The sequence below is a fragment of the Luteolibacter sp. genome (assembly GCF_058122085.1).
Genome location: NZ_JBIKBQ010000026.1, coordinates 14,363 through 35,429, shown reverse-complemented (window position 1 = coordinate 35,429; position 21,067 = coordinate 14,363). Strand labels below are relative to the sequence as shown.

Below are 21,067 nucleotides of genomic sequence, written 5' to 3'. Positions count from 1 at the left end.
GTTTTTGTTTGTGCGGAGGGCTGACCGGGGGGAATGCCGTCCGGGGCGGCTGCGGAGCCGCGCCCTCCCCGCGCCCATGCTTTGCCTGCTGCTGCGCGATCCCGTCCGCTGGCAGCTTTTCCGCGATGATTTTCCCTCTTGGCGGGGACGCGGGACGGGTTAAACCATGGGCATGAAACCCCTCCCACTCGCCGCCCTCTCCCTGGCGCTGCTCTCCTGCACCGAGGAAAAGGAAATCCCCACCTTCCGCATCGCCGTCTCCGCCGAGGCGGAGACCACCCCGGCCCCGCCGGAAAACAAGCCGCCGCGACCTCTCCGTTGGATCGCCCCGGAGACATGGGAGGAGGAAACTCCCGGCCAGTTCCAGATCGCCCTCTACCGCATCGCCCCCGGCATCACCGCCGCCGTTTCCAAACTCCCCGGCGACGCCGGCGGCATGGCCGCGAACGTGAACCGCTGGCGCGAACAGGTCGGCCTGCAACCGGCGGAGAAAATAGACGGCGAGGCCATCGCGCTCGAGGAAGACCCATCGCAGGCCCGCTGGTTCGAGCTCAAAGGCGCGGAGCGGAGCATCCTCGCCGCCATCTTCCCCGTGGACGGCGAAACCTGGTTCGTCAAACTCGACTCCCCCACTCTCGCCCTCGAGACCGCCAGGCCCGGGTTCATGGATTTCCTCAAAAGCGTCGAAATTGGATCCTCCGCCGAGGCGGAAGCGCCAAGCATCGACCTGCAAGCACCGGCGAAATGGGTGAAACACGATGTCGGCGAAAAGCGCTTCGCGAGCTTCCGCATCCCCGCCTCCGGCCCCAATGCCATCGATGGCGACGTCTCCGTGATTTCGCTCCCCGGCGATGGCGGCACCACCCTCGCGAACGTGAACCTCTGGCGCGCCCAACTCCGCCTCCCTCCCTTGGAAAAGGACGACGATCCCGCCCTCGGCGAAACCACCCGCAGCCCGGCAGGAGCCATCACCCTCATCCACATGGTCAGCGCCGAGCCGCTCTTCAGTGACGACCGCCACGCCGCGATCAGCGCCGCCATCCTCCGCACGGGCAAAGTCACCTGGTGCTTCAAAATCGCCGGCGAGGCCGGAATGGTCGCCGCCAACCGCCCGAAATTCGTCGAGTTCGTCCGCACCGCCGTAGCCCGGTGAGAATGCCAATGATCGGACTACCCGGCTTCTCCTTGGTTGCAAAACTCGCGGAACCGGTCCTTTCGAACCACCGCAATCCGGGCGATCGCCATGGCGACGTCGCTCACCACCTCACGCGGCAGAACGGCCAGGAGCCATTTCCAGTCGGGGTTTCCGGCATCCACCTCGCCGGCGCGGCGCACCAACTCGGCAATTCCGGCGCTGCCCAGCAATTCGTAGAAGTAGGTCACCAACGACGACGACGCAGTGTCGAAGCCGTTGACGCTGGCGCGACCGAACTTCAGAACGCGCATCACCTCGGCGTCCAGCGCAGGCCGGGCGAACTTCGTTAGATCCCCGTCATGATGAACGAGATCGAGAATCTGCGGCTGTCCGGAACCTGAAGCCCCGGTGAAATAGGAAATCGGCCCGTCGCCACCGGTGAGCTCGGCCAAGGCTTCCAACACCAACATGGCGGCGATATTGGCCCTCAAATACTCCGACGCGCAGCGCAGGTTGTTGCCAGCGCGTTGAAGCAGCTCTTGGAATTCATCATCGCCAGGCGTGGTGCCGTGCCGCCGGAAGATCACCTGGGGATCGAGGTTGGATAGGAATCCTTCCATGCGGACCAAGGCCTCGCGATAGCTCCGGATGGAGTAGGCACCCACTTTATGAAATTCCGGATTGGTTTCCGGCAGAAGCTGCCAGGTATTCTCGAGAAAATCGCCCAGATCGGGCTGGCCAAAACTCTGGACATCCGCGTTGGACATCCGGACGGCAAGGATCTGAATCCCCTCGATTTCCACGTCCGTCAGCGCTTCGGTTCCGCGCCGCAGAGATCCAAGGCGCGTTCCCAACAGGTCGTCCGGTGTCATCCCCTGGACCGCCGCGCGGAATGGAATGGTGGCCTCGATGCAAGCGGCCACCGCCCACAGGTCCTTCACGCTCAGAAATCCTCCCAACTCCCGCACCGCGAGCGCGGCGCTGAGAAACTCGCTCAGCCCGCCGTCGTGTCTCAATTCCTGCCCGGGGCTGAATCCGAAAATGGCGGCCAGGTCGGCCACCATCTCATCCGGCGCGGTGGCAAGGACGATCCTCTCGCCACGGCACTCCACCACATCGCCAATCCGCTCGCTCACATTCGGCGGAAATCCGCCGTCCACGTGGAAATAAACGATGTCGTGGTAAATCGCCGCCAGCCTCGCAAGCGCGGGAAGGTTTTCGGCGACATTGAACAGGTGGGAAAGACCGTGATAATCCCGGGACCGGCTGGTCATTGCCTGGAAGACCAGGAAGGTGGCCGCTTCGATTTCCTCCACACCGGGCGCGACTCCCAGTCCTCCACGCACTTCCTCCAAGGATTCCGCCAGCAGCCGCGCCAAATCCGAGACCGTAGCGGACTGAGTCATGTTGCCCAAATCGTAGGATTTCCATCCGCATTGCCAAGTGCTTTGTTGGCACCCTCATTTCACCGTCATGACGATGCAACCCTCCGCATCGCGCGCAAAGGACTTGAGCTGCTCCCGGACCTCGGCCTCGTCCCCGATTCCGAAAAGCCTGACTGGATGCCTGCGCCCCTTGACCCTGACTTGCCCCAGATCCATCGTCCTGTCATCCATCCCGGAAGCCCGCTTGACCTCTTCGGAATAAATCACCTCGCAATGGAATGCCTTGGTCAGTCCTTCCAGGCGCGAGGCGAGATTCACCGTATCCCCGATGACGCCGAACTCCGTCCGGTCCGGCGATCCGATCTCGCCGGCGACGGCCTCCCCCAAATGAAGGCCCACGCCGATTTTAAACGGAGCTTTTCCCGCGGCCTCCCAAGTCGCGTTCATCTTGGCGAGCGCGGCGATCATATCCCGGGCCGCAAGAATCGCCTTGCGGGCATGATCCCGCTCGTCACCTCCGCCCAGCGCTCCCCAATGCGCCATCACCGCGTCGCCGATGAATTTATCCAAAGTGCCGCCATGGCGGAAAATCACCTCCACCATGCTTGTTAGATACTCGTTGAGTTGCTTCACGAGATCTCCCGGATCCGTTTGTTCGGACCTCTCGGTAAAACCCCGCACATCCGAAAACAGCACGACGACCCGCCGTTTCACACCGGCCGCCGTCACCTGCCAGTCATCCTGCTGGTCGATCATGGCATCCGCCACATCCCGTGAGACGAAGCGCCGGAAATCCCGCCGCAACCGCCGCTTTTCAAGCCGCTCGGTCACCATCTCGTAGGACTGCGCCACAGTCCAACCCGCGCCAAGCGCCAGCAACCCGCCAGACACGGGCAGCAATAGCGATAGCGCGATGCCTGCCCACAACGTGAGTCCCGCCACGCCTACGACGATCCCCATCAACCCGAAAACCGACAGCATCGGGCGACTCACCCAACCCGTCCAAGCCAAAGCGACCATGCCGAGTAAAATCATCCCCGACCACGGATTGGTGATCCGGCGGATGAACGCCCGATCCAAGCCACACGCGATTGCCTGTAGATGCAGCTGCGGCCCGGTGAGCGTGCCCATCGGAGTCCGATGAAGATCGTGAAATCTCGGGGCCACCGGACCGATCATCACCACCTTGTCGCGGAAAAACCCGCCGCTCTGATAGTTCATTTCCCACTCTTTCCCGGCGAAGATTCCATAGATGCTTTTCGGAGCGTAGAGTTCCATCGCGCCGGTTTGGTCGTGGCCCGCCAGGCGAAGCTCCTGGTCTCCCGATGGGGGGGCGAAGCCCATTGCATGGATCACCTCCGCAGCCAGCGAGCGGAACTCCCGCTCGCCGGTGCGCCGCAGACCTTCGTTCTCGATGCCCAAGGTGGTGGTGTAGCGCGCCTTTCGCACCAATCCGTCGAACGGATCCAACTTGAAATTCGAAAATCCAACACGCGGTTCGGTTTCCCCCTCCAGGAAACGCCCGTGCGGCTCGATTAGATTATAGACCCCGCCGGCCTCGTCCGCCCCACCCTGGCTGAAAGTGGATATCAGCACCACCCGTCCCGGATGGCGTTGGATCGCAGCCGCCAGTGCCGCATCGGCTTCAGGATCGCTCGCGCTGGAAAAGATCAGGTCCAGAATGATCAACTTCGCGCCAGCTCCCGCCAAACGGTCGATCGCCATCGCCCAGACCCGCCGGTCCCACGGAAAACGCGTGCTCATCAACGACAGCGCCGGGCTGGCGGCGATCTCAGCCGGGTCGAGCGCATCCAGCGCCAGACTCGCCTCGTCAATTCCCAACAGCACCAGCTCCTTCTTCTCGGGGGGGCCGCCACTGTTGCGGACAATCCAATCACCCACCGCGCGGTCCGTCCTCTCGATCAACGCCCGGCCAAAAGGAAACACCCCGAATCCGAGCATCACCACCGCAACGCCCACCAGGCACGCGAAACCCTTGCGCCAGCGTTTCATAGGATCAAAGAAGGGCTTGTCATCGGTCGATGGGATGGATAGCAACCTTCATAGATCATGAAAAGCCTCCATATCCTTCTTGTCCCGATTTTCGCCGCGGCCAGCGTCCGTGCGGACATCTTATCGGACCTGAGTCCGTTTCTCGGCTCGTCGCGGCCTGATTACGACCCGGCGTCCATCGAACCGGATTCGGCGACTGAAAATCCCGGCTACGCCCCGTTTTCCGCGGCAGACTCGGACCTCGGAGTGCAACAAATCCTCGGAACATACAGCGGACGCGCTCCGGTCAACGTCACCTTCGACACCAGCATCAGCTATACCGACAACGCACCAGGCGAGATCCCGCTCGATGACGAGGCGGCCTGGTTTTCGGCCAGCCGACTTGCCGCATTTTGGCGCCCCCGGATCGCCTGCGGCTGGTTTGCCGATATCGGACTCGCACAGGAGCTGTTGCGCTTCGAAGGAAGCAAAGCGGGCGATTACGAGAATTTCGAACCTTGGATCGGAGTCGTCAAATCCATTCCCGAGCTCGACGACCTGGTCTTCTTCACCCGTTATGAATACCAGCGGATCACCTCCGGCAGCATCTCAGACAGCAGTTACAGCGCCCAGAGAATCCGCACGGGTCTCCAAAAGGATCTTCTGCTGGCTTCCAGGTATCAATTAGCCGCGGGACTGGACGCCGCCTTCGACCTCACTGCCGACGCGGACACACAAGAACGCAACGAGTACTCCGCCGATCTGAGTTACACCTATTGGTTCGCAGACCACCTCAGCTCCACTCTTTCGTGGACGGGATCGATGTGGGACTTCAAACATGACGGGCGTGAAGACTGGAACCACATCGTCGGACTGGAACTTACGTGGACGCCATGCAAGGACGCCATCATCTACACCAACGTCTTTTACACCAACCACGACTCCAATACTGATCTTGATGCCAATGATTTCGAAGCGTGGCAATCTGGAATCGGATTCGGTGTGAACTACTCATTCTAACTTTTATGAAAACTCTCATCCCGCTCTTCGCCCTGCTCGTCCCCGCCGCCGCCGCCGCCGCCGCCGAAACGCTCCGCACGGCGAGCGTGACCGTCGCCGTCAATGAAGTGCAAGTCTATCCAGGCTCAAGCGCCGCCCACCTCGCCACGGTCGGCGAGAAAGTCGCCACGCCATCGTCGGTGCAGACCGGCCGCCAATCGCGCACGGAACTCACCTTCAACGACAGCACGCTCACCCGCTTGGGGCAGAACTCCGTTTTCAGCTTTCGCGAAGGCGGGCGCAACGTGGAGTTAAAACAAGGGTCCGTATTACTCCAGGTTCCCAAAAACGCGGGAGGAGCCACCATCCGCACCGCCACCGTCACCGCGGCCATCACCGGAACTACGGTGATGTTCGAGTACAGCCCCGGGGGATGGATCAAACTCCTCACCCTCGAGGGCACCCAAAGGCTTTCGATCAACGGCAGTAAAACCAGCGTCGCAGTGCCGGCAGGCAAGATGATCATCATGCACCCGAATGCCACAGTGATCCCCGAACCGGTCACCATCGACATCGCCAAGCTGGTCGCCACCTCGCCTCTGGCAGGAAAAGGCACCTTCGGCCCGCTGCCACCACACGTGAGAGAGTTGATCCAACAAACAGTCCAAGAACAACGACTCGCCAAACAGCAAGGCGACTTGCTCCCGACTAACTATGTCATCTCAGGACCCGGAAGCCGCACCTCGCGCTCCATCGTGAGTTCTAGCCAAGACAATCGGATGCCCAAACCGCTGAATCCGACAGGTCAAGATGGCACAGGCGGCCCACCTTGAGCCGACGCCACACCTATTAATGTCTGGCCTCTTCAAAAATACAAGCGAACAAGTCGTGACGCACCAACCGGCCGTAAGCTCCTCAATCTCATTTCAAACTCTCTTCAACCGCGCCGGTGGGCGCGCATCTAACGTCCGTCGGGCTTGTGAAGGCGGGGTGGGGTTCACTGGCCGGGTTCGGCGGGTGATTCGCCGAGGGGGGTGAACGGGCTGCTGGGGTTGTGGTAGGTGTGGCAACTCGTGCAGCGGTGGTCGATGCCGCCCTGCGGACTGTGGCAGTCGATGCAGGACTTGATGGAGGGCAGGTTGAGGTCGCTGGTGAGCTCGCTTTTCATCACGTCGTGGCAGTCGAGGCAGGTGAGGCCTTTCTGGTGGAGGGAGTGGTTGAATTTCCCGAGCGTCATCCAGCGGACGGGGACTCCGACCTTCTCGATCTTGGGCGTGGCGTTGGCAGCCTCGGCGGGTTTCACGTCATGGCAGACGGCGCATCCGGTGAAGGCGGCGCGCTGGCCGTCGGCGAACTTGGTGCCCTTGTCGGAGAAGAAGACCATTTGCTCGAGATCCTCGCCGGTTTTGTACTGCCCCTCGATGGCGGCGCGTTTTCCGCGGATATATTCGATCAGATCCTCGCGGCGGGTGACGCCCTCGACGTCGCGGCCGAATTCCTCGTATTGGATGTTGAGGCTGCGGAGGAAGGCGCGGACGTAGTAGGGATCGCCGTGCGGCAAGGTGAGGCCGGGGGTTTTCTCATCGAACTGAAGGGTGTGGCACTCCGCGCAGTGCTTGCCGTAGGTGATGGGCAGCTGGTATTCGCCGCGGCTGTCCTGCTGGTGGCACTCCGCGCAGTTGAGCTCGCGCGGCATGTTGCCTTTGCCCATGTGGGCGGCGTGGTTGAACTTGAGCGTGTTGGTGTCCTTCACCTTGTCCTTGATCTGGCGGAACTCGGGGTGGTCGGTGTGGAAGGCGGTGATGACTTCCGTGTAGCCGCCCTCGGGGCGCGCGCGGGGCTGGGTTTTGCCATCGCCGCCGGCCGGGGTGGCGTGGGGGTTCGCGCCCGTGCCGAGCTCGCGGGATTTCGCCATGAGATCGGCGGAGCCGTGGCAGGCGGTGCAATAGGCGTTGTCCACCGGGGGCATGAAGCCGCTGGTGCCGTGCTCCTTGTGGCATTCGTGGCAGGCGAAATCGGCCGGCATGTTCGGCTGGTGAAACTCCTTGCCCTGGTGGCAGGCGAGGCAGCTCTTGTCCATGGCGGAGGATTCGATGGGGCCGCACTTGATGAGGTCGGCGGGGGCGAGGCCTTGCTTGAAGGCGCCGAGGGCTTTCGTGTGCCAGGAGCCGGCGCCGTCCTTCGCGCCAGCATGGCAGGCAGCGCAGGTGCTGGCGTCGCCGGACATTTCCCGGTGCGTCTTGGCGAAATGCTCGCTGGCGTGGACACTGGAGATCGGGCCGGGATTGACGAAGTCGTCGCGCATGCTGCGGCTGATTCCGACGAAGAGGAGCAGGACCGTCGCGATGCAGGTGAAGATGACGGCGCGTTTCCGCACGGAGCGGAGGGTGCGGCGCGGCTGGCATTTCGGGATCGCGTTGCAGCAGGTGCCGTCGGGCAGCGGGCCGTTCTCGCATTTGCCGCCGCCGGATTTCGGGCGGGTGCAGGTCCAGTGGCCTTTCGACTCGCCGGGCTTCACGACGAGTCTGGGCGAGCACTCGTAGGTGGCGCGGCACTTGCCCTTCGGCGAGGGGCCGATCCGGCACGGGCAGCCCTCGCAGGTATGGCCGCATTCCCAGTTCAGGTTGGGGCGGACATACTCGTTGGAGGCGAATTCCGGGGATTTCCTGTCGTTTTTCATGGGGCGGATCCGGAGAACGAATGGACGACGATGATGTGCGCCACGCTGAGGATGAGCAGGGAATAGCTGAGCGGGATGTGGGCGAAAAGCCACAGCCGCAGGGTGAGCTGGAGGGCGTATTGGTAGTCGAGCAGGTGCTTGCGCTCGACGAGATCGGCGAGCTTGTCGAGCATCTCGCACTCGGATTTTCGGGCATACCGCTGGATCTCGTCGAACTGCGAGCGGTGGGCGGCTTGCGGGGCTTGGGAGCGGCGCAAGTGCGCCCGGAGGTTGCAGGGTTTCGTGAAAAACAGGCCGAGTTTCTTCGTGTAGAACTCCGCGATCACCGGCGAGGTCTGGCCGTCCACTCCCGCGAGCACCAGTGCCTCCGCCTCCGCGCGGAGATGGTTGCGCACCTGGGGGATGCGCTCGAACGGCGTCTCGAAGCCCGCGTCGGTGAGTCGTTTCGGGAACGCGCGGCTGATCCAAAGCCCGAGCACGCCGGTGACGAACACGATGGCGAAGCTCCCCGCGATGATTTGGTTCAGCAGGCCGTGCGGCCACGAAAAACCGATGTGCGCCATGAACAACGCGCCGGAAAAGAGGCCGACATAGACATGCAGTTGAAGCCAGAAACCGGCGCTGCCCATGCGGAGGAAGGGGACTTTTTTCCGGAGATTGAAGAAGGTGAGGAAGAGCATCACCGCGAGCAGCACCCAGCCGCTGAGGTAGGGGTGGCGCGGATACGAGGACGCGAATCCCACGTAAGCCGCGACCAACCCGGCCACCAGCAGGGTGGTCAGAAAGATGCCCGCGAAACGGCGGCGGATGATTTCTATTTCCTTTTTAGCCACTGGGCGAGGGGGGTGATGCGGGTCAGGTCCGTGCGGCTGAGGGCGTCGTGCGGGCAGGCGTTCATGCAGGCCGGGCCGCTGGTCTGCTCCACGCAGAAGTCGCACTTGGTGGCCTTGAGGATGGGTTGGAAATCCTCGTCCACGAGGAACTCGCCTTTCGAGGATCGCACCTCGACCATGCGGATCGAATCGTAGGGACAGTTCGCGGCGCAGGCACCGCAGCCGATGCAGGTGCCGGGGTTGATGACCACCTCGCCGCCGAAGCTGGTGCGGTGGATCGCGCCGGTGGGACAGCCGATCATGCAGACGGGATCGACGCAATGCATGCACGCGTTGGCGATCATCAGGTTGTCGATCATCGGTCCGTGGCGCAGGAAGCGCGGGTTGCCGTCGTGGGTGGAGGCGCAGGCGCGGACGCAGTCGTCGCAGCGGGTGCAGCGATCCATGTCGATGACCATCGACTTGGTGCCGTTCAGGAAACGGTGCTCCGCCATGAACTCCATGAGGCCGGCCGGAGGGGCTTCCCCGTCCTCGCCGAGGCCCGTGTCGGTGATGTCGGGCAGGAGCGGCGAACCGAGTTGTTCCTCCGCCCACTTGCGGTTCGCGAACTTCTCCAGCGCGGCGGTGGGGATGAAAATGAGGTGGGCGTATCCCAGCGAGCGGAGCGTGTGCCGCGCTTGCAGGCCGTCATCGGGCTTCTGCCAATGGTTCGCCATTTCCCCGAGGCCGAACACGCTGCCCGCGCCGATGTAGTTGAGCGTGCGCTCGCCGCCGCCGAACTTCTGGCTGACGCGGCAGAACCCGGCGCGGATCATGTGGACGCCGTTGACGTATTCGCCCTCCCTGACGATCACCGGCTCGTTGGCGGTCGTCGATGATTCGCCGTCCTTGGCCAGCCGCTTGTAGGCGCCGGACCAATTGTAGTCGCCGTAGGTTTCCAACTGCGCTTCGTCGCAAAGCTCGCGGTAGCTGGCCTCGTCGAGGTGGCTGAAAAGCGGGTGGTGGCTGAGGAAGGATTTGAGCGAGTTCTCGCGGTAAATCTTGTCGATCCGCGTTTTCAGCGCGGCATCGTATTTCATGATGTCGCGCAGGCCTTCCCAACTGAACTCCAGCAGGCGTGTCTGCGGCGCGAAGGCGACGACCGTCGCGGTGCGCGGCATCCGGCTGAGCGCGGAAATTTCGCCGAACATGCTGCCCGCTCCCAGCTTGGCGGTCTGCGAACCGGAAACGATCTGCGGGTAGTCCTGGAGGTAAACGGAACTCCGCTGTTTGTTGATCGAGCCCTTGATGTTGTCGCCCGCGCGCGGCGAGCGTGTCCGCCAGCCTTCGGGTTCCGGGTTGTTGTTCCAAAGCTGCGCGAGGCGCGCGCCGAAGCTTTTCTTCACGCTCGGCGCGCGGCCCAAAAGCTCGGGATCGATGTCGGGGCGGATCACCACGTCCACCTCGCCGTCGAGCATGAGGAAGGCGGAGGTGCCGTAGTCGTCTTTGCGAAGGATGATCTCGCCGGGAGCGTATTCGCGCACCGCGGTGTCGGCCCGCAGAATCTCGCGCAATGGGGTGCCTGCGGGGAATCGGGACGGATCCATGCTGGCGAACGGCTCCGAGGCCAGAAGCATGTCGAGCGTCGCCTCGCTCATGTCCGGATCCAGCGGATCGTCCCATCGTTTCGGACGGGCCGCTTGGCGGGTGATGCCGGTCAGGTTGGTGTCGGAGATTGCCATGACGAGAGCTTCAGGCATCGATCACCATATTCCCGGCCGGGCGGCAGATGCAGGTCAGGCAGCTTCCTTCCTCCACATCAAAACTGGGCTCGAGATCGTAAGCGACGCTGCCTTTCTTGATCGCCACCGCGCAGGAACCGCAACTTCCCGCGCCGCAACTTTTTTCAATCACGATGCCGTGCTTCTCGGCGAACTCATGCAGGTTCGCCGACTCGGGTTCCCAAGGCAGGGTCTTTCCGGAACGGGAAAACTCGATCTGCATCGCGGGCGTGTCGGCGGCGGCGGCCTCCTTGGGGCCGGACTTGACGGTGGCGGGGCCGAAGGCCTCGAATTTCACATCCTTCTTCGGCACGCCCCAATCGTAGAGGCCGGTGACGAGCGAATCCATGAACGGGCCGGGGCCGCAGAGGTAGTATTCGTAATTGCTTGAGGGCAGGACTTCCTTCATCAGCTCGATGGTGACACGGCTGTTGTGGTTGTAGTGCTCGCCTTCAATATCCGACGCCAGCGGGCGGCTGTAGCAGATGTGCAGCCGCATGTTCGGGTTGTTTTTCTGCAGCTCGATCACCTCGTCGAGGAACATGTGATCCATGCTGTTGCGGCAGCCGAAGAAGAAATAGATCTCCCTGGGATCCTTCATGTGGGTGAGGATGCGGGCCATGGCCAGCATCGGTGTGATACCGATGCCGCCTGAAATAAGCACCACCGGGCGGTCCACCTCGACATCAAGGTAGAATTTCCCGGAGGGGGCTTTCACGTTGAGGATGTCGCCTTCCTTCACATGGTCGGCGAAGTAGTTGGAGATGACGCCCGGCGTTCCGTCGGATTTCATGAACCGTTTGATCGTGACGCGGTAGTGGTCGTCGCTGAGAGCCCCGTCAGAAAGCGAGTAGCAACGGATCAGGGGTTTGGGAGCGGTGGGCGGCTGGAGCTCGAAGGTCAGGTATTGGCCGGGCTTGAAAGCGGGCAGGGGCCTGCCGTTGTGCGGCGACAGGTAATAGGAGTAGGTTTCCTCGCATTCCTCCACCTTGCGGGCGACGGTGAACTTGCGGTAACCGTTCCACGCCACCTCGGGCGCGGCCTGCGCCTTCAGGTTGAGCACCTCGATTTTCTTGCCCAGCGAGTCCAGTTCCAGGCGGCTCCGCTTCGCCTCGAAGGCGTATCTGCTCGTGGCCGCCCACCACTGCGTGGCGATGTATCCCAGCATGAGTGCCGCCCCTCCCATGCCCACGATCAAGATAGGATCCGAGAAAGCGGAGGAACGAAGCAGGATCTCTGGGTTCACGTCCAAGCGGTGGGGTTGGTTGCTGCCGGAGCCGGATTTAGGTGATCCTGTCGGGCGGCCCGGGACCATCCTTAACACAACATGAGCACCGTTTCCGACCTGCGGTGGAGAAAAACCAAATCCGCCGCGCCGGGTCAACTCCCTACTTCGGCGAAGGTCGTTGCATCCGCGCCTAACTGAAATTTACCAGATTCCTCCCGCCGCTTCGCCAGGCGGCTGAATGGTTAATTGGCTTGCCACGACGGCGACCGGAGCCTTAGAAAACTTGCCAGATGCGGGGAGGATCACGATTCGTTGCGGTGATGGTTTCGGTCTGCTTGTCGCCGGCCGCCCCGGGTGAGCCGGCGGGTGCTTCGAGAGTGCTGGGCTCGGACTCCTGTGCGACGAGCGGTTGCCACGGCGGCGCGGGGCTCGACAGGGGGGCTTACCCCATCTGGAAGCGCTCCGACCCGCACTTCCACGCCTCCGCGACTTTGACGAACGGGCAATCCGCAGCGATGGCGCGGAAGATGGGGATTGAGAGTGCCGCGGGCTCGGCGAGCTGCACGGTTTGCCACGCGCCGATGCGGAATGTGGAGCCTGCGTTGCTCGCACCCTCCACGAAAAGCCAGGCCGGGGACAAGGATTTCTCCTGCGCGAACTGCCATGGCGGTGCCGAGAGCTGGATCCTTTCGCACACCCGCCCCGAATACCCGCGGGCGGCGCTGGAAAAGCTGGGGATGCGGCCTTTGGGAAGCGCCTACCAGCGTGCGAACAGCTGCGTCGCCTGCCACCAGAACCTGAGCGACGAACTCGTGAAAGCAAACCATCCGCCGCTGATCTTCGAACTCGACGGGCTGCTGGTTGAGGAGCCGAAGCATTGGCGCGAGGACGCGGATTTCTCTCACGCGAAGACGTGGCTCGTCGGACAGGCGGTGGCCTTGCGCGAGGCTGCGGCGCAGGCCGTCCGCGAACCCGGCGAGCGTAGGAACGCGGAGATCGAGGCCATCAAGGAGCTGCTCGCGGCGAGCGGAACCGGCTGGCAGGACGGCGCGGGAACGGGCATTGTTAGGGCGGCGGATGACTACGCGAAAAGGATTTCCGGCGCGCCGATGACTGCCGCGCAAACCCGCGCGGCGCTCGACAGACTCATGCGGAACCGCAAGCCCTTCGAGGTCGGCGCTTTCGGGACGGTGGCCGATGAATACCGGATGTGGGCGGTCGGGTATTATGCCGAGCGCGTGGCGCTGGCCATCGACCGGCTGAACCAATCCCTCATCGCATCCGGCCAGAAACCGGCGTTCGCCGAGGGGGCGCTCGACGAGCTTTTCAAGGCCGCCCCGCCACCGAAGAGCTTCGATGTGGATGTGGCGGAGCACTTTGTCAGGATGCTCGACGGGCTGCTGAAGCCTGGCGCCGAATAACTAAAGAAGCCGCCATCAATGGAAGTGATGAGAAAATGACCGGCGTATTTTTGAGAACGGGCCGACGGTTCGCGGTTTCCTGCGCGGGCGTGCTGCTGACGACCTGCTACCATCCGCCCCACAAACGGACGCCGGAATGGGATCTCGCGCCCGGCGAGGAACGCCCCGACCGCATGACCGCGCAGCAACTCCGCGCGCTGACCGTGCCGGAAAGCCCGGACTCATTTTCCCCGGACGCGGGTGTCGAAATCGAGCGCGAGCCCGCGTTGCCCGTTTTCGAGATCGAGTCGGAAACCACGGTGACCGAGGATGCTCCGCTGCCGCCTTCCGAGTTCAACCCCGATCCGGGGATGGGCGCGACCAAAGCAGCGGGCGCGGGAGGCGCTTTGATCCCTTCCATCGAAGCGGAGGCGGGATTCGGGCGTTTTTTCAAGGACGATCTCGGCCTTGGCGACGACCGTTTCTTCCGGCGGGATGCGGGTGTGCCGAAGGAGTTTCCGAAATTCACCGCGGACATTCGCGAAGACATGACCCTGCCTCGCCGGAGGGTGACGCGCGGTCGGTTGGACGTCGAGATGGTCCAAGGCGAGGAGGAACCCTACGAACCCGACATCCCCGGCGCGCTGCTGCTGCCGAGGAAAGGCGTGCGCTACGAGGAGCGCATCTACGAGCACTGGCACGCGGGCCACCACGACCCCGTCGAGTATCCCGAACACACCACTCCCGTCGAAAACCGTTATCTCATCCCGACCGGTGTGTGGGATCGCTACGAGGATCCCAGCCTTGCGGAAACGCCTTACGAGAAAGCGACGCCGTATCTCTGGCACCCCTATTACCAGAGCAAACTGAAGGGGGATGTTCCGGTTTACGGCCAAGACATCTTCGCCTCGCTGGCGTTCCAGCACATCGTTGACCTTGAGGTGCACGAGATTCCGGTTCCATCGGGCGTCAGCACCGCGCGGCCGTTCGGCTCGGAGTTTTATGGGCGTGGCGATCAGGAGGTTGTCATCACGAACACCAGCCTGACGCTCGAAATTTTCAAGGGGGAAACCTCGTTCAAACCGGTGGAGTGGCTTTTCCGCATCCAGCCTGTTTTCAACACGAACTACATTTCCGGTTATGAAACGACCGTCGTCTCGCCCGACCCGCGCGGCCCCGGGCGTTCGACTCGCCCGCCGCCGGGCTTCTCCTTCGGGGGAAATCCCGGTAACGTGAACCCCGGTGACATCGACCTTTTTCTCGATCCCCTGCTCTTCCCTGCCGACGCCGACTTCCACCGCACGAATGCGACCGACCGCTTCGAAGACCACCTCGCGCTGCAGCAGTTTTTCTTCGAGTCGCACCTGCTGGATCTCTCGGAGAACTACGACTTCGCCGCGATGCGGGTGGGCACGCAGATCTTCAACGCGGATTTCCGCGGCCACGTGTTCTCCGATTCGAACTGGGGATACCGCATGTTCGGCAACCTCGCGAAAAACCGCCTGCAATACAATCTCGCGCTCTTCGACCTTTTCGAAAAGGAGTCCTTCTCCGAGCTTAATACCTGGGATGACCGCGACCAGAACGTGTTCGTCGCCAACCTGTATTGCCAGGATTTCCTCTTCAAGGGCTACACCGCCCAGATGAGTTTCCTCGCCAACCACGACAATGGCGGCGACGGCCTGACCTATGACAGCGCGGGAAACATCGTCCGCCCGGCTCCCATCGGCACCATCGCCCCGCACGAGCTTGAGGCCTACTACATCGGCTGGAACGGCGAGGGCCACATCGGTCGCGCCAACATCAGCCACTCGCTCTATCATGTCTTCGGCGAGGACGAACTCAACGGCATCGCCGGGCGCTCGGTGGACATCAGCGCGTGGATGGCGGCGCTTGAACTGTCCGTGGACACCGACTGGATGCGGCACAAGTTCACGCTCTTCTATGGATCAGGCGATGACAACGCGACCGACGACACCGCGACGGGCTGGGACGCCATCGTGGACAACCCGAATTTCATCGGCGGCCCGTTCAGCTACTGGCAAAGGCAGGGCATGAACCTCGGCGGCACGGCGGTCGCGCTCAAACAACGCCTGAGCCTGATCCCCGACCTCAGCTCCAACAAATTCCTCGGCCAGTCCAGCTTCGTGAACCCCGGCATCTTCATCGCCGGCGTCGGCGAGGAATGGGAGATCACGCCGAAGACGCGGCTGTTCGCCAACCTGAACTACCTGCTGTTCATGGAAACCGACGCGATCTCCACCGCGCTGGTCACGGGTGAAATCGACCGGGAAATCGGCTGGGATGTTAGCTTCGGCGTGGAATACCGGCCATTGCTCACGGACAACATCCGCCTCTCCGCCGGTCTCGGGATGCTGCTCCCCGGCGCGGGCTACAAGGACATTTACCGCGTTTCCTCGCCCGGTGTCGCCGGCTTCACGTCGTCCAACTCCCAGGACGTGCCGGATGTCCTTTACAGCGGATTCCTCTCAGCAAACATGACCTTCTAACGATGACCGGATTCGAAAAACATTTGCGGATCTCGTTCGCGCTGGCTGCCTGCGCCGCGGCCATTCCCGCACGCTCCCAGGACCGGCCCGCTCCGGCGGGTCTCTTCGGGCCGCCCATCGCCGTGCGGGAAACACCCAAACCGGAAGTCGCGATCCCCAGGCCTAACAAGGTCGACCAATCCGTCGCGACGATGATGGCCAAAAGCAAAGGCTGCATCGAGTGCCACGAGAACGCGCACGACCCGCACGGCAGCGAGTTCGTCCGACTCGGCTGCACGGACTGCCACGGCGGCGACCCCACCTCGGGCCTCACCATGCGCCAGGCGCACCCCGCGCCGCGCAACCCGTTGTTTTTCGAAAGCTCCGCGAACCCGAGCGACAGCACCGTCCTGCTCAACCACGAGTCGCCCGAGTTCATCAAGTTCGTGAACCCCGGCGACCTCCGCGTCGCCAAGGAAACCTGCGGCACATGCCACGCCGAGTCCGTCGATCATGTGAACCACAGCATGATGCGGCACGGCGCGATGCTGTGGGGCGCGGCTGCCTACAACAACGGCGCGTATCCCGCGAAGGATTCGATTTTCGGCCAGGCCTACGGCGCGAACGGCGTGCCGCTCGCCCTGCAAAGCCCGATCAAGGTCACGCCGGAGATGCAGAAAAAGATGGGCATCGTGCAGGCCATTTTCCCGCTGCCACGCTTCAACATCACGCAGCCCGGCAACCTGTTCCGCATCTTCGAGAAAGGCGGCACCCGGCTCGCGGAAATCGGCAACCCCGATCCCTTCGAGCCACCCGGCAGGCCGTTCCGCCGCCTCGGCGAGCGCGGTCTCGGCACCTTCTCGCGGGTCGATCCCGTCATCATCGGCGCGCACAAGACCCGCCTCCACGATCCGTTGCTCGACTTCTTCGGATCGAACGACCGCCCCGGCGATTACCGTTCCAGCGGCTGCACCGCCTGTCACGTGGTTTACGCCAACGACCGCTCGCCCTCGAACTCCGGATGGTATAGCGCCTTCGGAAATCAAGGGCTATCCTTCAACCCCGATCCGATGATTTCCAAGAGGGAGAAGGGTCATCCCATCGCCCACAAGTTCACCCGCAGCATCCCGTCGAGCCAGTGCATGACGTGCCACATGCACCAGGGCAACCTCTTCGTGAACCCCTACCTCGGATACATCTGGTGGGATCAGGAATCCGACGCCGAGTTCATGTATCCGAAAAAGCAGAAGAACCCCACCGATGAGGAGATGGCGGAATCCCTGCGCCGCAACCCCGAGGCCGCCGCCGCCCGCGGGCTGTGGGGCGATGTGAATTTCCTCGAGAAATCCGCCGAGCTGAACCCCAAGCTGAAGAACACCCAGTTCGCCGACTATCACGGCCACGGCTGGATGTTCCGCGCCGTTTTCAAGAAAGACCGCGAAGGCAATCTGCTCACGCTCAAAGGCGACAAAATCGACCACGCCGACAAGGACAAGTTCAAGAAGGCCGTCCACCTCAAGGACGTCCACCTCGCGCTCGGCATGCAGTGCGTCGATTGCCATTTCCTCAACGACGCGCACGGCAACGGCCTGCTTTACGTCGAGCCGAGGGCGGCCACCGCGATCATGTGTGTGGATTGCCACGGCACCGTCAGCGCGCGCACGACTCTCCTAACATCCGGCAAGGGCGGCACGCTCTCGAAAGACGGCAAGGTGAAACCCATCGACCTGCGTGAAAGCAACACGCCCTTCGGCCCGCGTTTCACCTGGAGCGCGGACGGCAAGAGCCTGATCCAGCAATCCTCGATGGATCCGAACCTCAAATGGGATGTCCCGCAGACGCTCGACACCGTCGATCCAAAATCCGAGCACTACAACATCATGAGCGCTTATGCGAAAACGCTGAAGCGCGACGGCAAGACCTGGGGCGCGGTGCCGGACGATCAGAAAGGCTGCGCGAAGCAACTCGCCCACAGCAACGAGGCCATGGACTGCCAGACCTGCCACACCTCGTGGGCGACAAGCTGCTTCGGCTGCCACATCCCGATGGAGGCAAACTACAAGATGGCCGCGAACAAGTTCGAAGGCACCACCACGCGGAACTTCAGTTCCTACAACCCGCAGGTCGTCCGCGACGATGTCTTCATGCTCGGCAAGGACAGCACGGCGAAGGACAACCGCCTCGCGGTGCTCCGCTCGTCGAGCGCGATGGTCGTCGGCTCGCAGGGCGCGAACCGCGAGTGGCTCTATACCCAGCAGCAGACGGTTTCCGCCGAGGGCTATTCCGGCCAGGCGTTCAACCCCCACTTCGCCCACACCACCAGTGGCGTCGGCACCACGAAGAACTGCACGGACTGCCATCTTTCCGAGGACAACGACAACAACGCGGTCATGACCCAGCTCCTCGGCTTCGGCACCGGCACGGTCAACTTTTTCGGAAGGTTCGCCTATGTCGGCACCGACGACCACGGCCTCAACGCAGTGGTCTGGACGGAGCGCACGGAACCCCAAGCGGCGATCGGCAGCCACCTGCACAAATACGCTTACCCTGATTTCTACCAGCAGCACCTTTCAAACAACTCGGTGCTGAAAACCGCCCACCATCACCACGCCAAGGGCGGCGCGCTCGACCTCCAGTTGCGCGGCGAATACCTCTACGCGGCTCTCGGGGAAAACGGCTTCGGCGTCTTCGATGTCGCGAACGTGGACAACAAGAATTTCTCCGAGCGCATCGTGACCACGCCCGTTTCCGCGCTGGGCCAGAAAACCTTCATCAAATCCGCCCACGCCACCTCGATCACGCTGCCCAGCACCCTGATCAACGATCCGAAGCGCAAGCGCCTTCCCGCAAACGAGGAGCGGGCGATCCCCGATTACCACGGCTACGCCTTCGTGACCGATCTCAAAGAAGGCCTGATCGTCGCGGATGTCGCGACCTTGCTCGACGGCAACCCGGAGAACAATTTCATCCGCAAGGCAGCCTCCTATAATCCGAACGGCGCTCTCGACGGCGCGCGCCATTCGTGGATGGCCGGGCAATGGCTCTACATCACCACCGCGCGGGGGCTGGCGGTGGTCGATGTCCTGAACCCGGAAAAACCGTTGATGGCCGGCGGCTATGCGGGCCCCTTCCTGCGCGATGCCCGCCAGTCCGCCGTGCAATGGCATTATTGCTTCGTCACCGATGCGGACGGCGTGAAGGTCTTCGATATTTCCAACCCCGCGAAACCGCAGCCGATCCACGGCGCTTCCGTTAGTTTGGGCGAGGCGAACGGCCTCTACGCCGCGCGGACCTATCTCTACGTCGCCAACGGCTCGCAGGGGCTCGCGATCATCGACATCAAGAATCCCGAAAAACCCCGCAAGCTCTCCGATTTCACCGCCGGCGGACTCATCAACGACGCCCGCGACGTGCAGATCGGCTCGGTCAGCGCCTCGATGTATGCGCATGTCGCGGACGGCCGCAACGGCCTGCGCATCGTGCAACTGATCTCGCCGGAGAACGTCCCCGGCCACATGGGTTTCTCGCCCAAGCCGGAGCCGAAGCTGATCGCGACCTACCCGACCAAGGGGCCGGCGGTCACGGTGTCCCGCGGACTCGACCGCGACCGCGTGGTGGACGAGAGCGGCAACCAGACCGTGGTCTTCGGGCGGCGCGGTTCGCGGCCGTTCAGCATTGAGGAAATGGCGGCCTTCTACCGCAAGCCGAGCGGCGGGTCCTACCGAGTCTCCGATGTGAAGCACGGGGAAAACGGTTCGCTCACCGATGCCTGGAAGCGAACGCTCGCGCCCACCGAGGATTTCGCCGTCCCAGCCTCGGCGGGAGACGACGAGCCCTCCGCGCCCACCGGCCGTTTGAGGAAAAGAAGAGCCCCCAAGGAAATCGGACGATGAAAGCCTATCCCATCCTATCGTTTTTGCTGCTCGTCGGCTCCGCGCAGTTAGGCGCTGAGGCCATCGCTCCCGTCTCGGGTGCCAGCGGCCAGGCCGGTCATCAGGACGGAACCGGCGGCGGCGCGCGCTTCAACGACCCGATGGGCCTCGCCCGCGACGCCCAAGGCAACCTCTACATCTGCGACGCCCGTAACCACGTGATCCGCAAGGTTGCGCCGGGCGGTGTCGTCACCACTCTGGCCGGCAAACCCGGCGAATCTGGGGCGGTGAATGGTGTCGGCTCCGCAGCGCGTTTTAATTTTCCGGCGGACATCGCCGTCGCCCCTAACGGCACGCTCTACGTGGCGGACAGCGGAAACCATTGCATCCGTGCCATCGCCGCGAACGGCGCGGTCACCACCCTCGCCGGCGATCTCGGCAGCGCGGATGATATCAGTCTGGACTACGGCGGAGCCTTCACCTCCGTCGCCACCAATCTCGATGGCACGGGCGCAGCCGCCCGTTTCAACGGCCCGAGCGGCATCGCCTACGCTCCCGCCGGATTTTTATATGTCAGCGACACCGGCAACCAAATCATCCGCAAAGTCAGCATCAACGGCAGCGTGACCACCCTCGCGGGTAAGGCGGGTGAGTGGGGGACCACCGACGGCTCCGGCGTCAACGCGCGCTTTTCCTCGCCCATGGGCCTGTGCATCGGAGCGGACGGCGACCTCTACATCGCCGACTCCATGAACCACACGATCCGCCGCATGACCCCGCAAGCGGCCGTCTCCACCTTCGCGGGAAATCCGCTCGAAGCCGCTTGCAAATCCGGGCCGCGTCTTGAGGCGCGTTTCTGTGAACCCACCGACATCGCCCCGCACCCCGAAGGCGGTTTCATCATCTGCGAATCCTTCGGAAACGCCCTTTTCCGCCTCACCGCCGACGGCAACGTCTCGCTCTTCGCGGATCACACGCTTTCGCACCCGAACTCCGCCGTCTGCGACGCAATCGGCAACGTTTACGTGGCGGACACGTTCAACCAAGAGGTGCGCCTCATCATCGAGAAATTCAGATCCTCCATCGAGCGGGTCGGTGGCACGAACCAGCTTACCATCACTTGGGACAGCATCCCTGGCCGCAGCTATCAGCTCCAAATCCTCGTCAACCAAGCTTGGATCAACGCGCCCCCAGCCCCCGTCCTCGCGACTGGCGAGGAAACCTCCGTTACCTTCCCGATGCCGCAGGAAAAATCCGGCATCTACCGCATCATGCTGCTCGGTTTCTGATGGAA

Annotated in this window: 13 protein-coding genes; 7 read left to right on the top strand and 6 right to left on the bottom strand. The window is 62.9% G+C overall.

Annotated elements, in window-relative coordinates:
* Positions 1–172: 172 nt before the first annotated feature.
* A complete protein-coding gene (locus AC4DF4_RS05750; protein WP_490047154.1) occupies positions 173–1,153 on the top strand; it encodes a hypothetical protein in 981 nt (326 codons plus the stop codon).
* A gap of 17 nt (positions 1,154–1,170) precedes the next feature.
* On the opposite strand, the gene AC4DF4_RS05745 is transcribed toward AC4DF4_RS05750, so the two are convergent.
* Positions 1,171–2,541, bottom strand: a complete 1,371-nt coding sequence (locus AC4DF4_RS05745) for a hypothetical protein (RefSeq protein ID WP_490047153.1) — start codon at positions 2,539–2,541, stop codon at positions 1,171–1,173.
* Positions 2,542–2,595: 54 nt separating this feature from the next.
* Positions 2,596–4,533: a CHASE2 domain-containing protein gene (locus tag AC4DF4_RS05740; RefSeq protein ID WP_490047152.1), complete on the bottom strand. Its 1,938-nt coding sequence runs from the start codon at positions 4,531–4,533 to the stop codon at positions 2,596–2,598.
* A 57-nt stretch (positions 4,534–4,590) separates the two neighbouring features.
* Here AC4DF4_RS05740 and AC4DF4_RS05735 point away from each other — a divergent pair, with 57 nt between their 5' ends.
* Entirely contained in the window at positions 4,591–5,532 is a 942-nt protein-coding gene (locus AC4DF4_RS05735) for a hypothetical protein (RefSeq protein WP_490047151.1), read from the top strand.
* Positions 5,533–5,537: 5 nt separating this feature from the next.
* Positions 5,538–6,344 carry a FecR domain-containing protein gene (locus AC4DF4_RS05730; RefSeq protein ID WP_490047150.1) on the top strand — a complete coding sequence of 269 codons (807 nt, stop codon included), beginning with the start codon at positions 5,538–5,540 and terminating at the stop codon, positions 6,342–6,344.
* Positions 6,345–6,508: 164 nt separating this feature from the next.
* Here AC4DF4_RS05730 and AC4DF4_RS05725 read toward each other — a convergent pair whose 3' ends face one another.
* Genes AC4DF4_RS05725 through AC4DF4_RS05710 form a run of 4 tightly spaced genes read right to left on the bottom strand, consistent with a single transcriptional unit; the run spans position 6,509 to position 11,952 of the window.
* Positions 6,509–8,191, bottom strand: coding sequence for a cytochrome c3 family protein (locus tag AC4DF4_RS05725; protein WP_490047149.1), 1,683 nt, complete (start codon positions 8,189–8,191; stop codon positions 6,509–6,511).
* Positions 8,188–9,024, bottom strand: a complete 837-nt coding sequence (locus AC4DF4_RS05720; protein WP_490047148.1) for a hypothetical protein — start codon at positions 9,022–9,024, stop codon at positions 8,188–8,190. The genes AC4DF4_RS05725 and AC4DF4_RS05720 overlap by 4 nt, the downstream gene beginning before the upstream one ends.
* On the bottom strand, positions 9,006–10,763 hold the full coding sequence (locus AC4DF4_RS05715; protein WP_490047147.1) for a cyclic nucleotide-binding domain-containing protein: 1,758 nt from the start codon (positions 10,761–10,763) through the stop codon (positions 9,006–9,008). Before AC4DF4_RS05715 ends, AC4DF4_RS05720 begins: the two co-directional genes overlap by 19 nt.
* Entirely contained in the window at positions 10,756–11,952 is a 1,197-nt protein-coding gene (locus AC4DF4_RS05710) for a 2Fe-2S iron-sulfur cluster-binding protein (RefSeq protein ID WP_490047146.1), read from the bottom strand. Before AC4DF4_RS05710 ends, AC4DF4_RS05715 begins: the two co-directional genes overlap by 8 nt.
* A gap of 437 nt (positions 11,953–12,389) precedes the next feature.
* On the opposite strand from AC4DF4_RS05710, the gene AC4DF4_RS05705 reads away from it, so the two are divergent.
* Genes AC4DF4_RS05705 through AC4DF4_RS05690 form a run of 4 tightly spaced genes read left to right on the top strand, consistent with a single transcriptional unit; the run spans position 12,390 to position 21,062 of the window.
* Positions 12,390–13,433 carry a multiheme c-type cytochrome gene (locus AC4DF4_RS05705; RefSeq protein ID WP_490047145.1) on the top strand — a complete coding sequence of 348 codons (1,044 nt, stop codon included), beginning with the start codon at positions 12,390–12,392 and terminating at the stop codon, positions 13,431–13,433.
* 50 nt (positions 13,434–13,483) lie between these two features.
* Positions 13,484–15,922 (top strand): hypothetical protein, encoded by a 2,439-nt coding sequence (locus AC4DF4_RS05700; RefSeq protein WP_490047144.1) that lies wholly within the window; start codon positions 13,484–13,486, stop codon positions 15,920–15,922.
* Positions 15,923–15,924: 2 nt separating this feature from the next.
* Positions 15,925–19,794 carry a hypothetical protein gene (locus tag AC4DF4_RS05695; protein ID WP_490047143.1) on the top strand — a complete coding sequence of 1,290 codons (3,870 nt, stop codon included), beginning with the start codon at positions 15,925–15,927 and terminating at the stop codon, positions 19,792–19,794.
* Entirely contained in the window at positions 19,791–21,062 is a 1,272-nt protein-coding gene (locus tag AC4DF4_RS05690; RefSeq protein WP_490047142.1) for an NHL repeat-containing protein, read from the top strand. Before AC4DF4_RS05695 ends, AC4DF4_RS05690 begins: the two co-directional genes overlap by 4 nt.
* Positions 21,063–21,067: the final 5 nt, after the last annotated feature.

Excerpts from the sequence above, each read along its gene's own strand:
- AC4DF4_RS05750 (WP_490047154.1), top strand. The coding sequence starts at position 173 with ATGAAACCCCTCCCACTCGCCGCCCTCTCCCTGGCGCTGCTCTCCTGC.
- AC4DF4_RS05745 (WP_490047153.1), bottom strand. The coding sequence starts at position 2,541 with ATGACTCAGTCCGCTACGGTCTCGGATTTGGCGCGGCTGCTGGCGGAA.
- AC4DF4_RS05740 (WP_490047152.1), bottom strand. The coding sequence starts at position 4,533 with ATGAAACGCTGGCGCAAGGGTTTCGCGTGCCTGGTGGGCGTTGCGGTG.
- AC4DF4_RS05735 (WP_490047151.1), top strand. The coding sequence starts at position 4,591 with ATGAAAAGCCTCCATATCCTTCTTGTCCCGATTTTCGCCGCGGCCAGC.
- AC4DF4_RS05730 (WP_490047150.1), top strand. The coding sequence starts at position 5,538 with ATGAAAACTCTCATCCCGCTCTTCGCCCTGCTCGTCCCCGCCGCCGCC.
- AC4DF4_RS05725 (WP_490047149.1), bottom strand. The coding sequence starts at position 8,191 with ATGAAAAACGACAGGAAATCCCCGGAATTCGCCTCCAACGAGTATGTC.
- AC4DF4_RS05715 (WP_490047147.1), bottom strand. The coding sequence starts at position 10,763 with ATGCCTGAAGCTCTCGTCATGGCAATCTCCGACACCAACCTGACCGGC.
- AC4DF4_RS05710 (WP_490047146.1), bottom strand. The coding sequence starts at position 11,952 with ATGCTGGGATACATCGCCACGCAGTGGTGGGCGGCCACGAGCAGATAC.
- AC4DF4_RS05695 (WP_490047143.1), top strand. The coding sequence starts at position 15,925 with ATGACCGGATTCGAAAAACATTTGCGGATCTCGTTCGCGCTGGCTGCC.
- AC4DF4_RS05690 (WP_490047142.1), top strand. The coding sequence starts at position 19,791 with ATGAAAGCCTATCCCATCCTATCGTTTTTGCTGCTCGTCGGCTCCGCG.